This window comes from Paenibacillus sp. Leaf72 (genome assembly GCF_001422685.1).
In the GTDB taxonomy this organism is placed as follows: domain Bacteria; phylum Bacillota; class Bacilli; order Paenibacillales; family Paenibacillaceae; genus Pristimantibacillus.
On record NZ_LMLV01000001.1, the window covers coordinates 758713 to 772172 of the forward strand.

Sequence of the window (13460 nt, forward strand, 5' to 3'; positions counted from 1 at the left end):
CGATGCACCTCCTCCTCTTAAAAAAATGCTGAATAACCGCCGGCTACCAGCCCATTATTACACGATGAATGAAACCTCCACTCATAAATGTACCATTTCAATAAACAATAATCCAGCAGTTCATGCTATAATGGTTTACAATCTATTAATAATTAGCTATAACACCTGTATAATCAAGGTTTTTTACAGTTATGGAGTGAATACAGCAATGACACAACTTGGCCTAGAGAAGGCGAAGCTTAACACATCCCAAGAAACGCTGCGTCTTCGCGCCTTCAGCTTTTCTGCCTATTCAACACAGGCGCTGCTCGTCTCCTACCTGCCTTTATACTTTCTGGCGCGAGGCTATTCCGAGCATCAAATCGGCATTATCTATGCAACTGGGCCCTTCATATCCGTCTTCGCCAATTTATTGCTAGGCTGGGCAAGTGACCGATTTCAGACGATAAAAAAATTATTTATATTTTTATTATTCGGGCAGCTGGTCATGATATCGCTGCTGTTTCCGATTCAAGATTTTACGATGATCTGTCTAGTGATGACGATCTTTTATTTTTTTCAGACACCTATTAATCCATTGAATGACAGTATGATTTTATTATCCAGTCAATATACAGCTGTTCCTTATGCACTCATTCGCATTTTCGGCTCGCTCGGGTTTGCGATATCCGCCTACTTGTTCGGCATTATATTGAAGCAGATGGGCTCCAATTGGACGCTGCCGCTCGCAGTCTGTACGATTACGATAACGCTGGCGCTATCCTTCCTGCTGCGAGATTACCGAGGCAGTGCCCGCAAAGTCGATTTTAGCGGTTTTTTCAAGCTGCTGGGCAAAAGGGAGGTCGTTTCCTTTTTCGTCCTTATTTTGATCGTATCGGTCGCGCATCGTATGTACGAAGGTTTTTTGGCTGTAACGCTGCATCAAATGGGAGCTAGCGATTCCCTTGTCGGCCTCGCCTGGACCCTTTCCGCCTGCAGCGAAATTCCCGTCCTGTTTCTGCTTGGAAAGTACGGCCATAAATTCAAGGAGCTGCCGCTGCTGTTTATCGCATGTGTATTGTATGCTCTGCGAATGTGGCTGATTGGACATTTGAGCAGCCCTTATCTCGTCGTGGCGACACAGCTCATGCACAGCATTACATTCGGCATCTACTTCTCAACTGCCTTGCGTTATATTTCACAGCTCATACCCGATGAATTTCGCGCTTCCGGCCAAGCGGTATACGCCGTTGTATGGACGGGCCTTGCCGGTCTGCTCAGCGGTACCGTTGGCGGCTATGTATATGAAAGCTTCGGACGCACAGCCTTCTTTAATTTAGGTACTACCCTTGCTTTAATAGCAGCAGCAGGTTTCATTTACAAACATTATACGAGGCGCAGCGCATGAACGATAATACTTTTACCCTTTAACTAAAAATTACCATTACGAGAAACGCTGGATTCCAGCGTTTTTTATATTTATGTCTGACAACATACATAGCCAGGCTACGAAATCATTGATCTAACAAGAATTTCAGGAACTAAAGAATAATTTTTTCAAAATTACAATTCCCATATTTAAACAAACAAAGTACAATAGTAGTAAGCAAGGAGCAAGCCTAAGGACCCATATTACATTGTGTACCTGACTATTCTTGCAAACTAACCCCGGATTCCGGAAGCACCGGAACTGCATTCCTGATTCGGCGTCTTCAAGGAGGATTACAAAATGGCTTATATGATTCCAGATACTCTTCCAAGAAAAGCGACTGTTGGAGAACGCCTGTTTTTTCAAACGCTAAAAGAGCATCTACCTGATGATTACCTTGTTTATTATGAACCAGAGATCGGGGGACAAAAACCTGACTATGTCATTATCGGCCCGGATTTTGGGCTGCTTGTGCTCGAAGTCAAAGATTATAAAGTAAATACTCTTCATGAATTGTCTACTAACGAATGGCGCATACTTGGTGATCTTGGTACACTCCAAACTATTAAAAACCCATTAAATCAAGCTCGGGATTATGCTTTTCGAATTGTAGACAAGCTTAAAAAAGACAAGAATCTCATTCAAATTGATCAATATTATGGACAGCTGAAGTTCCGTTACGCATTTGGTACTGTATTTACCAATCTCAAGGAAATACATATTGTTGAACATCGGCTAGATAGAGTCATTGATCCTCAGTTTATGCTAACGCGAGACGATATTGATTCTGACAGTGTAGGCTTCTCAAGCGATTCATTGCATGAACGCTTACTGGGAATGTTCACCATAGCATATAGAGATACACATTTTTTATCTGGTGAGGATATTAAAGCTATACGCTATCATCTGTTCCCCGAAGTTCGTATCAGCGCAGAATTCAAGGAACCTACTTATTATAATGATCAGCTGTTGCTATCATTACATAATGTTCAAGCTATGGACCTACATCAGGAATCTCTAGCCCGTCAGCTCGGTGATAAAAACAGACTCATTCGTGGCGTGGCGGGAAGCGGTAAAACGCTGATCCTATCTGCCCGTGCACGTATGTTGGCTAAAGATCACCCCGATTGGAACATTCTCGTTATCTGCTATGCTATCCCACTTTCACGTGTGTTGAGAAACATGATTGATAAGATGATGGAGGAGCCTGAGGATTTATTTGATTACGCAAAAAATAATGGTAATGAAACTTATACATCCAATACCATAAAGCATAATATTGAAACAGCAACCTTTCATGAGTGGCTTTGGAATAAAATGCGAATTCACGATGATGGAGTAGAATCTCTACTGGCCAAGATCGAACAAAAAGAAGTAATTCTACCTAAATACGATGCTATATTAATTGATGAAGGACAAGATTTTGAACCAGTATGGCTAGAGCTATTGAGTAAAGTTCTCAATCCTGATACTCAATCCTTGTTGCTAGTAGAGGACAAAGCACAGAATATTTTCAAACGCAAAACAAGTTTGGCATCAAGCACAGGCCTTGATTTTAGAGGCCGTTCTAAAATTTTGAGCATTAATTACCGCAACACTTCGCAAATTGTGAATTTCGCTTGGGAGTTTTACAGAAGCCACTCCAGCATGAAAGACAGGGTAAAGGAAGGCACTTCTGTGGAAGGGGTAGAGATTATTCCTCCGCAAAGTACTAAACGCAAGGGATCAGACCCCATTATTAAATCTTGTAATCATTTTAATGAAGAAGCAGCGTGGGTTGTAGAACACATTATCAAACTACATGAGGAAAAGAAGCTTTCTTATTCCGACATTGCCATTTTATATCGTGTAAAAAATCGCTTTTCATATTCCTATGTAGATCAATTAAAAAAAGAATTGGATAAAAGCAGTATTCCCTATAACTGGTTCGCCGAAAGCAGCACGACTAAACGCTCCTATAACCGTGACCAAGAGGCAGTCAACTTATCCACTCTAGACAGTTCCAAAGGACTTGATTTCCGCGCAGTATTTATTGTAAATGTTGAAAGCATGCCTTTTGCGCTGGAGGACAACGTAGAGAGAGAAGTTTCTCTATTTTATATCGGGATGACGAGGGCAATGGAATGGCTCTTTTTAAGCTACTGTAAAACAGAAGGCTTCGCAAAGTGGCTAGAACAAAAAAGCAGCTTGTTAATTAACAATGGACAATCTGAAATTATTTAATTATTCTAAAAAGTAGCTTTTTCAATAAACCCATCAAAAAACAGCTTGGGCTCCACATGATGATGTGGCTCCCGAAGCTGTTTTTTTGCTCTAGCCTGCTGACTATGTAGACGTTAGTCCTCAAGCTCAAAGTTTGTGTAAACGTCCTGTACATCGTCATTATCGTCGAAGGAGTCCATCATTTTGGACAGCTTGTCCGCATTTTCGCCTTCTACAGCAACCATGTTTTGCGGCAGCCAGCGTACTCCAGCGCTTACAAACGTATAGCCTTCCGCTTCAAGTGCACCTTTCACCTGCTCGAACTCATGCGGATGCGTCAAAATCTCGAAGCTGTCTTCGTTTACGACCAGATCCTCTGCTCCAGCTTCCAGCGTCACCATCATCATCGAGTCTTCATCAATTTCTAAATCCTCACGGTCCACGACAAGCAAGCCTTTATGATCGAACATATAGGATACGCAGCCGCTTTCTCCCATATTGCCGCCACGCTTATTAAAAGCCGAGCGCACATCAGCCGCAGTACGATTGCGATTGTCCGTCAAACAACGAACCATAATCGCGACGCCGCCTGGGCCGTAGCCTTCATACATAATTTCTTCATAATCGACCGCGTCGCCGCCCGTCGCCTTCTTGATTGCCCGTTCAACGTTGTCATTGGGCATTTGCTCCGCACGTGCATTGGCAATGGCTGTCTTCAGGCCAAAATTCGCCTCAGGATTCGCTCCGCCCTTACGTGCCTGCACATAAATTTCACGCGACAGCTTTACAAACTTATTATTTTTAGCCTGATCGGCCTTCCCTTTGCGATCCTTAAACAATTTAAACTTCATGCCACTCGCTCCTCCGACAAAGATTCCACCTAACAGTGTAACATTTCAGGCCTAATCCGGTCAAAGTCTAAAATGCGAAAAGCGCATGGCAAAATAACGTCCCTGTACTTCCTATCATTAAGAAATATAGCCTTTCTCCCTCCAATATTCCATCGCAAAATCTTCGCCACAAAAAGGTTTCGTTCCATCCAGCATATCTTGGTTGTAACGTGTAATTAGCTTTCGGCCTTTTTCAAAAAATTTGACCGCATCCAGCAGTTTAGCTCCGCCTTCGTAATTAACCATCGTATAATCGTCATCATCTTCATCTTCTGAATACTGAACGGAAACACATTCAGAGCCGTCCATATGCTTCTGTATACGGTATGAGCAATATTCGACCTTTGCCTCGCCCTGTTCATCGGTATAGTCTCTGGCCATACGCACCAAAGCCAATCGCGGGGAATCCTTGTAAAGTTCTCCCTCTTGCCGAAATGAGAAATATATATCGCCGATCCATAGCCCGCTGCGCTCTTCATCATAATAATCGTTATAGGGCTCAACAAGCGGGAGAGTCAATATCTCGCGTATATGCTGCGGATCAATGAGATGACGGGCATATTCATAGGTCGATACAGCTTGCAGCAAATAAACCCAATTTTGCTGGCATAGCTGCTGGATCGCGGCCGGTGAATCATCATCGATAACCGTCCAATCTACAATCTCGTCCGTTACTTTGCGATATTTGCCCGATAACTGCCATTGCATAGGGTGTGAATGAGCTGCAGAGCCTGATTGCGCAGCAACTGGTTCTATTTTCAGCAAAGCCCCGTACTCCTCGCCATCCTGAAAATAAACGCTTCGAAAATGTCCCGAATCCGCTTCATTGCCATACGCAGTTGCACGAAAAAACTGATCGCCCAGCCAAAACTCATAGCTTGAGCTAGCAGCTTCAGGCTCTCCGAGGAAGCAAAGAGAATCCGCAGTTACCTGCTGCATATAAAGCGGCCGGAGCTGTGTATCTGCGAATAAAAAAGGAATTTGCGGTTGTTCACGAATCGGCTTGATTCGATCTTCATATAGGATAGGCTTGTCTTCTTCCAAAAGACGCAGCATTTCCTCTCGCCAGACGAACGGCTCTTCATCCTCATCTATAATAATTTCCGGAACAAAAAGCTCGGTCATGTCGAAGCCCTGCCATACACCGAAGTCGTCCCAATCTACTATGTATCGTTCAAAGGCCGATGTCCCCTGAATGCGTACTCTATATTGATCGCTCGTCATCATCAGCTCCGCCTGCATATGGCCCTCAACGATGAGATCGCCGTGATTATAATCACCCCAAAACATTTTTTCCACCTGCAAATCGCCAGCAATATGGATCTCCTGTCCACCAACAACCATATGGCTGGCGCGCATATCGCCAAGAACGATCAGTCCGGTAGCCCCGTCTGTATTTGTATTGCCAATATAGCGATCCACAATCAAATTTCCTTCAACGAGAATGAGCATAGCATTAAGGTCGAGCAGAAGCTCGCTAAGCCGCAAATCCCCTTTATAATACCAAACGTCCTCTGCTTCAAATTCGCCATCCTTTTGTTCATTGCGCAAGTAATACCAGCTCTCGCGAGGCAATTTCAGCTTAATTTCACTAAAGCTAAGCCTCTGAAACACGGCACCGGCTTCCATCATCATTCTCCTCCTTTAAAAATAGTTGAAAAACGCGGTTCTTTTTGCTCTATTTTGCTGCAAGGCCATTTAAAAAGAGCCTTTTCCTGCTATTATTTTTACGTATTTCCCGCGCCATGGTTCTCCTTTTTCCCCCTTTTCCACTCTTTTCAACCTATTATTCGGCACCATCCGCTGCCCATTGTCATAATGGCTTGTTAAAATGGCTTGTTAAAATGCGAAAAGGAGCTCCCGGATTAACCGGAAGCTCCTGTACATGCTGCAATCAAGTATTATAAGAAACTTCGAATCTTATAATTTAACGACGTTAGCCGCTTGTGCACCGCGATTGCCTTCAGTGATGTCGAACTCTACCTCTTGGCCTTCGTCAAGCGATTTGAAGCCTTCGCTTTGGATAGCGGAGAAATGAACGAATACATCCTCGCCGCCTTCGACCGAGATAAAGCCATAGCCTTTCTCTGCGTTAAACCATTTAACTGTTCCTTTCAAATGAACAACCTCCTAAAAAAATAAACCGCTGTTTAATCAGCGTATACCCTATATTATACAGTCTTAAACTGGAAAATGCAATTAAACCCTTATTTTCAAAAATAAATCTGATCCAGGAATAAAAGGAAGTTTCGCTGGCATAAGCTCCGCCTGTCCGCCCCGCTCTGCGACAGCCTTTAGCAGCTCATCCATGTGCGGGTAAGCATTCCAGCTTAGCGACAACAGCGGGTAAATCCGCACCTGTCCGCCCGGCTTGCACAGTCGCATCATTTCCAAAACAGCCTGCTTATGGAAATTGAAATCAAACTGCTCCGCATACAAAAACAAAAAATGGCTGCATAACACAAGCGAGAAGGTTCCTTGTTCAAAAGGAAGCTCTGGCAGCTGCCCAAAACGATAACGGGCTTGCCCGTCAACAGATCGCAAATGGCTTGCAAACAGCTCAAGCGAACGCTCTCGTCCCGCGCGATGATTCGCAGCGTCCTTATAATAGCTCCAGTCGAATGCCTCCTGCAAAGCGATCAGCTTGTTTGTGGAAACTTCAATTTCTTCTGCAGATTGTTCAATCCACGACTCCACATCTCCGGCATAACGCGGATCAACAGCATGGGCTTCATACCCTCGGGCACACGCCTCAGCGGTAAAAGAAGCGCCTCCGGCAGCAATGTCCAGTAGAGGCCCCGCGCCCAAATCATCTTCTTCCAGTCCGAACATGTGTACATACTCATCAAAACCCCGGCAGGTAATAGCAACGCCTACCTGCTCATACTTCAATTGCTTCATCTTCTCAACTCTCCTCGTCTCAGCTATACTCTTCTCGCGATTACGCTCCTATCTCTATAGAAGCTTCGCCTCATAAATGCTTCTTTCCCGCATTATAGCTGATATTATAACACCGTCCCTTATTGCTTTCCACCCCCTAGATAGCTAAAATAGTAAGAATACGGTGTAAGCCGTAACGAAAGGTAAGGTGACCTACAACATGTTCAAGAAATACGAGATATTCAAAACTGACAAGTACAATATGCTGACGGTAGAAGTACAGGGGAAAACCCTCGTCGTACGAGATATTTCCGATCAATGGGGCGAAGAATGCTTTACGTTCGTAAGCCGTCCTGAAATGATGCATTGGGCCGAAAATCGCTTCCGTGCTGACCAGTATGTTGGCCGCGAGGAAGAGCGGGAGAACATCATCCGTGCTTTCAAGGAAGTGTAAGCAGGAAAATTCAACCTTAACAGCGAAAACTAACGAGGCCATGTTGTGCTTGCGGCTACAGGGGGTGTACGTTTCGAGATGGATTTAATGACTAATATCATCTTTATTGTCGCATCCTTTGCACTAGGATGGATAGTCCTTGCAAAACGCGATTCTCTCGCTCCCAATTTGCGCCGCGGGCTGGCACTTGCTTCTATTGTTTTAATTGCATTCTCGTTTTTCCTCATTGTATTCAGCCTGTTTCAGATGGGAAGCTCATAAGCGCTGGCGGCAGCTGACAAGCCATACATCAAGGAGCAGCCGCCAACGCATCAAATACAAGAGCAGCCGCTTGCCACATCTAAGAGTTTAGAAAGTTCTTGTATTTCAACATAACAAGGCAGCCTCCGGTACATACTAGGTACAAATTTATGCCCGGAGGCGAACGCAACTATGAAATGGCTACCCGTCCTTGTCTCTCTAAGCCTGACAGCCGGTATTAGTGGCGCTGAGGGAATGATTCAGCCCGCCTATTCCAAAACTGCACCACATGCTACTTCATCTACCATTATACCAAGGAGGAATTCGATGAATCACGTACCTAAGCGTTCCGAAACGAAAGTAGAAGCCCGTTGGAAGCTCGAAGACCTGTTTGCAGATCAAGCTGCTTGGGATAAGGAGTTTGCCGCTGCCAAAAGCCTGATTGGCAAAATCAGCGCTTTCCAAGGCACATTGGCAGACCCGGCCCAGCTGAAAGCCTGCTTCGAGCAGGAGGATGAATTGTCGCTGCATGTGGAGCGTCTATACGTATATGCCAATATGAAGCATCATGAGGATACGGCAGAGCCGACCTATCAGGCCTTGTCCGACAAATCCAAGAAGCTGAGCGTGGAAACAGGAGAAGCCCTCTCTTTCATTACGCCAGAGGTGCTTTCCTTAAGCGACGAGGCGCTGGATCAATTGATCGCAAATCCGGAGCTGGCCACGTTCCGTCATACACTTGAAGAAATGCGCCGCCAGAAAGCCCATGTTCTTTCGAAAAATGAAGAGGCGCTGCTTGCGCAAGTAGGCAATATGAGCTCGGCTCCCGGCACAATTTTCAGCTTGCTTAACAATGCTGATTTGAAGTTCCCGAAAGTGAAGGACGAGAACGGCGAAGAGGTTGAATTGACGCAGGGCCGCTACATCCAGTTCCTTGAGAGCAAAAACCGCGACGTGCGCAAAGAAGCTTTCCAAGCGATGTACGATACATACGGAAAGCTCAAAAACACAATCGGGGCCACGCTGAATGCCAATGTAACGAAAAATATTTTTTACTCCCGTGCCCGCAAGCACGATTCCGTTCTCGCCATGTCGCTCTATGGGGATAACATTCCCGAGACGGTATACACAAACCTGGTTGACACGATTCACAAGCATTTGCCGCTGATGCATCGCTATATGAACCTGCGCAAAAAGCTGCTCGGCGTCGACAAGCTTCATATGTATGATCTGTTCGCTCCGCTTGTAGAGGAATTCGATATGAACATTACGTATGAGGACGCGAAAAAAACAGTCAAAGAAAGCTTGAAGCCGCTCGGCGACGATTATTTGAACGTGCTGCAGCATGGCTTTGACGATGGCTGGATTGACGTGTATGAGAATGAAGGCAAGCGCAGCGGCGCTTACAGCTGGGGAGCGTTCGGCACGCATCCTTATGTGCTGCTCAATCACAAGGACAACTTGAACAGCATGTTTACGCTGACGCATGAAATGGGCCACGCCCTGCATTCGTATTATTCTGATACGACCCAGAACTACCGCGATGCGCAATATACGATTTTCCTCGCGGAAGTGGCTTCCACGCTGAACGAAGCGCTGCTGATGGACTACTTGCTTGACAAGTCAACCGATCCGAAGGAAAAAATGTACCTGCTTACCTACTATGCAGATCAATTCCGGACGACGGTGTTCCGTCAAACGATGTTTGCCGAATTCGAGAAAATCATTCACGAAAGAAGCGAGCAAGGCGAATCGCTGACACCACAGGATTTGAGCAAAATTTACTACGACCTCAATGTGCTGTATTATGGCGACGATATGGCCGTAGATGAAGATATTGCGATGGAATGGGCACGTATTCCCCATTTCTACAACAGCTTCTATGTGTATAAATACGCGACTGGCTTCTCGGCCGCAACGAGCTTCTCCAAGCAAATTTTGGAGGAAGGCGCGCCAGCAGTCGAGCGTTATCTCGGCTTCCTGAAGAGCGGCGGCAGCGACTTCTCAATCAATATTTTGAAAAAAGCTGGCGTCGACATGTCCTCGCCAGAGCCGATTGAGCAAGCGATGAGCGTGTTCGAAAGCCTCATCGGCCAAATGGAAGAGCTAACTAAAAAATAAATTTGCGTCTCCTCTTTGACTGCCTTGTTTTCTGAGCTAAGGGGATAACCGCTAAAATCAAAAAATAACACCTTCTACTCCCGTATCAAGGAGAGAAGGTGTTATTTTATTTTGCAACTAAAGCCACCAGAGGCCCAGTGTTAAGCCAACTACACCTGCAAGCAAGGATGACAGCATATTAACCCGGTCATTGTTCATAAAATCAAACCCGCGTGTCCGCTCGGTCTTTACGCCGCAGTGCGTGCGGCGCTCCGTCTCGCTGCCGCAGCTTGTGCAGCGGTACATCGCCTGCCAGGTGGCGCCGAGCCAAGAGTCGGCAAAGCATCCGGCAAAGCCAGCTATCGCCGCCACCGCAATAAGCGCTACAGCTGAGGCTAGGCTGAGGCCGCCGCCTGCAAGCCCCGCGTTCCCAGCCTGCAAATCGGCTGCAGACGCTGGATGAAACCATGCCAGCATGATGGCGGCTACGACGCCGATGCAGGCGGCACCAGCGAGCGCCGCGAGTGAGCCGAGCCGCGTCACAGCGCCGCTCGTGCCGGGAGCGACGACTTTGCCGCTCGTCACCGAACGCGGTGGACGCTTGCTCAGCGCACCGATCTCCGTCGCCCATGTGTCGGCATTTACAGCCGCCATGACTCCAATATAGGCGAGCAGCCAGCCATCGCCGGATGCTGGAAACAGAGCATGGCCGAAGCACAGCAGCAGGCCTACTCCGCCATTCGCCCACACTTGTCCAGCGTCGCGACGTCCTGTTTTTTCATATCCCGCTTCCGCCTTCGCTTTCGCTCGGGAGTGCTTTTTCCATTTCGACCACAGGGTTGAGGTAACAAAAAACGCAATAAGACAGGCGAACCATACTGGTTCGCCCCATGTCACAAAGCCTGTTCCCATTGCCATTGCCGATAAAGCGCCCGATAGCGAAAGAGAGCGGAAACGATAGGCGACGAACGCAATTAAGCCGCTTCCAACAAGGCCGCCAAGCAGCCTGAGCCACCATTCATCGATCCAGCCTATCATTTTCTCGCTCCTCTCCAGTTCTATCTCTCAGTCCTGCCATTGCCTGCCGCCAGCGATTCGGGAAATTCGTGCAAATCATCAGCTCCCGGTCCAGCTCCGCGATTTTGCGAATAGCCTGTTCCTCGTTTATCGTCCAGGCCATCACCTGAATGCCCGCTTCCTTAAGCAGCTTCACTCGCTCCTTATTCAGCCTCGAATAATCAATCGAAAGCAAGGTCGACCCCGTCTGGCTCAGCTCCAGAGGCAGCGTCTGGCGCCAGCCGTCAATAATCAAGCCGGTACGAATACGTCCTTCCGTCAGCTTGAACAGCTTATTCAGCGCTCCGGCATAGAAAGAGGTCAGCACCACTTCATTTTCCACACCGAATCGGCGTACGCTTGCAAGCACTTGCTCCTCAAGCGCAGGATAACGAATGCCATTCGTCTTGAGCTCAATGTTCACGTTGCAGCGCCCGGCTGTTAATGCCAGCACTTGATCAAGCGTCGGTACTCCCTCATCTTTGAACAAGGGCGAAAACCAGCTGCCCGCATCAAGCGCGCCAAGCTCGGCAGCCGTCCAGTTGCGGACTTCGCCTTTGCCATTCGTTGTACGCCTTAGCTTATAATCATGAATAACGACCGGAATATGATCCTTCGATAGCTGCACATCAATTTCAATCCAAAACACATCAGGCTCTTCCATCGCCAGCTTCACCGCTGCAAGGGTGTTCTCAGGCGCACGCCCTGACCACCCGCGGTGGGCTACGCATACATTTCTTGGCTCTGCCATGCGCTCCTCCTCGCTGCTCTTTATTTAGAGACGAGAGCGCCATCCTCACGGAGCTTCACGCCAAAGGACAGGCTCGTCAGGCGCGTTAGCAGCGCTGCTGCATTTTCCGAATCCATGAGCACTGGCTGTGCTTTGTCCGAGGACATCGGGTAAAACTTCAGGTCACAGTCCCCTTTTTTCGTACAAATCGCATCCAGCACACCTGTCTCTGCAGTCGGTCCCTTCGGGTAAGCGCTAAAAATAAAGTTCCCTAAACTGTATGCAATCCACTTGCCTTTATACGTCTCAAAACCTTGCAGCACATGCGGATGGCTGCCGATAATTAGATCGGCTCCCGAATCTATGTATTCGCGTGCAAAATCCCGCTGGTATTGCAGCGGCGTATCTTTGCGCTCTTCTCCCCAGTGAACCATCACGACGACCAGATCGGCCTGCTCCTTCGCTTTCTTAATCGCCGCCTTCGCTCTCGTCGTATCGTAGGTTTCTGCTACGCCAGCAACATTTTTGTCTGCTTTCCAAGATACTTCCGGCACGACTCTGCTCAGTCCAATGTACGCTACTTTAATGCCGCGCACCTCTTTAATGACAGGCGCAAACGCATCCGTATCATTTTTGCCGGCTCCCATATGGGAAATTCCTGTCTCATCGAGATGCTTCATCGTATTTAATAAGCCTTCGACGCCTTGATCCAGCGTATGGTTGTTCGCCAGGCTAACAACATCAAAGCCGGCATCCCGAAAAGCAGGAAGCGCATCTGGAGAACCTTTGAACACATACGTCTTGTCTACTGCCGGTACACCGCTATCCGTCACGGGATACTCCAAATTGGCTGCCATAATATCCGGCTCGCTTAAATAAAGCAGCGATTGCTTATATGGATAGTCGTATCCATTGAGCTTCATCATGTCGCCGACCGAAGCCGCCAGCAAAATATCGCCAACAAAGCTCAGCTTCACCGTATCCTCGTCGCCAGCTTGAGTCGATGGCTGCTGCCCGGAACCGTCATCGCCGCCTGTTCCATCGACTGCTTCATGACCTTCCTCCTCAGGCTGCTTGGCTGGCGTTGCCGCTGCCTCGCCTTGGCCGTTAGCCTCATCGGCTGTAGGAGCAGGATCATTCGTTGCTGCCGCTTCTACAGATGGAGAAGGAGAACTGCTGCCTGCTCCCGTTTCCGCGTTTTGCGGCTCCTGATCACCAGCGGTACCCGCGGAGGCGGCATCTGCTGCCTGAGGTTTATTTTCCCCATTAAATAAGGACGCAGCATCAAACCAATTTTGCGTATTAAGCCATAAGCCAATAACGACTGCAATAAGTCCAAGCATAAATCCGTTGAAAATGATGAGGCGTCTTAATCTTCTTTTTCGCCTGACTTTTTGCTGTTGTCGCGATTCTGTTCTAGATCTATTCATGACAGGATGCTCCTTTATGAATAAAGTTTCCTGTCTATTATAGCAAGCTTGTTATAAATATGCGAAATAA

The 13460-nt window shown here is 47.2% G+C and carries 12 protein-coding genes; 5 read left to right on the plus strand and 7 right to left on the minus strand.

Annotated elements, in window-relative coordinates; translation table 11 throughout:
* The first annotated feature begins 208 nt into the window (after positions 1 to 208).
* A complete protein-coding gene (locus ASF12_RS03360; protein WP_056029513.1) occupies positions 209 to 1387 on the plus strand; it encodes an MFS transporter in 1179 nt (392 codons plus the stop codon).
* A 321-nt stretch (positions 1388 to 1708) separates the two neighbouring features.
* Positions 1709 to 3631 carry a 3'-5' exonuclease gene (locus ASF12_RS03365; RefSeq protein WP_056029516.1) on the plus strand — a complete coding sequence of 641 codons (1923 nt, stop codon included), beginning with the start codon at positions 1709 to 1711 and terminating at the stop codon, positions 3629 to 3631.
* A gap of 113 nt (positions 3632 to 3744) precedes the next feature.
* On the opposite strand, the gene ASF12_RS03370 is transcribed toward ASF12_RS03365, so the two are convergent.
* From ASF12_RS03370 to ASF12_RS03385, 4 genes are all read right to left on the minus strand, one after another.
* Complete coding sequence (locus ASF12_RS03370) at positions 3745 to 4461, minus strand: YebC/PmpR family DNA-binding transcriptional regulator (protein WP_056029519.1); 717 nt, start codon at positions 4459 to 4461, stop codon at positions 3745 to 3747.
* Positions 4462 to 4578: 117 nt separating this feature from the next.
* The gene (locus tag ASF12_RS03375; RefSeq protein ID WP_155972748.1) at positions 4579 to 6135 is read right to left on the minus strand and encodes a hypothetical protein; all 1557 of its coding nucleotides are present in this window, start codon (positions 6133 to 6135) and stop codon (positions 4579 to 4581) included.
* Between the two features lie 285 nt (positions 6136 to 6420).
* Positions 6421 to 6618 carry a cold shock domain-containing protein gene (locus ASF12_RS03380; protein WP_046229980.1) on the minus strand — a complete coding sequence of 66 codons (198 nt, stop codon included), beginning with the start codon at positions 6616 to 6618 and terminating at the stop codon, positions 6421 to 6423.
* 81 nt (positions 6619 to 6699) lie between these two features.
* Entirely contained in the window at positions 6700 to 7401 is a 702-nt protein-coding gene (locus ASF12_RS03385) for a class I SAM-dependent methyltransferase (protein ID WP_056029526.1), read from the minus strand.
* Positions 7402 to 7600: 199 nt separating this feature from the next.
* Between ASF12_RS03385 and ASF12_RS03390 the strand changes: the two genes are divergently transcribed.
* From ASF12_RS03390 to pepF, 3 genes are all read left to right on the plus strand, one after another.
* A complete protein-coding gene (locus tag ASF12_RS03390) occupies positions 7601 to 7834 on the plus strand; it encodes a hypothetical protein (RefSeq protein WP_046229982.1) in 234 nt (77 codons plus the stop codon).
* Positions 7835 to 7912: 78 nt separating this feature from the next.
* Positions 7913 to 8095, plus strand: coding sequence for a hypothetical protein (locus ASF12_RS03395; RefSeq protein WP_046229983.1), 183 nt, complete (start codon positions 7913 to 7915; stop codon positions 8093 to 8095).
* Between the two features lie 306 nt (positions 8096 to 8401).
* On the plus strand, positions 8402 to 10195 hold the full coding sequence (pepF, locus tag ASF12_RS03400; protein WP_056029529.1) for an oligoendopeptidase F: 1794 nt from the start codon (positions 8402 to 8404) through the stop codon (positions 10193 to 10195).
* A gap of 117 nt (positions 10196 to 10312) precedes the next feature.
* Here the strand turns inward: pepF and ASF12_RS03405 are convergent, their stop codons facing one another.
* The 3 genes from ASF12_RS03405 to ASF12_RS03415 are packed head-to-tail and all read right to left on the minus strand — an operon-like array spanning position 10313 to position 13390.
* Positions 10313 to 11212, minus strand: coding sequence for a DUF92 domain-containing protein (locus ASF12_RS03405; protein ID WP_056029532.1), 900 nt, complete (start codon positions 11210 to 11212; stop codon positions 10313 to 10315).
* Positions 11193 to 11981, minus strand: a complete 789-nt coding sequence (locus ASF12_RS03410) for a glycerophosphodiester phosphodiesterase (protein WP_056029535.1) — start codon at positions 11979 to 11981, stop codon at positions 11193 to 11195. The genes ASF12_RS03405 and ASF12_RS03410 overlap by 20 nt, the downstream gene beginning before the upstream one ends.
* 20 nt (positions 11982 to 12001) lie before the next feature.
* Positions 12002 to 13390: a CapA family protein gene (locus ASF12_RS03415; protein ID WP_056029538.1), complete on the minus strand. Its 1389-nt coding sequence runs from the start codon at positions 13388 to 13390 to the stop codon at positions 12002 to 12004.
* Positions 13391 to 13460: the final 70 nt, after the last annotated feature.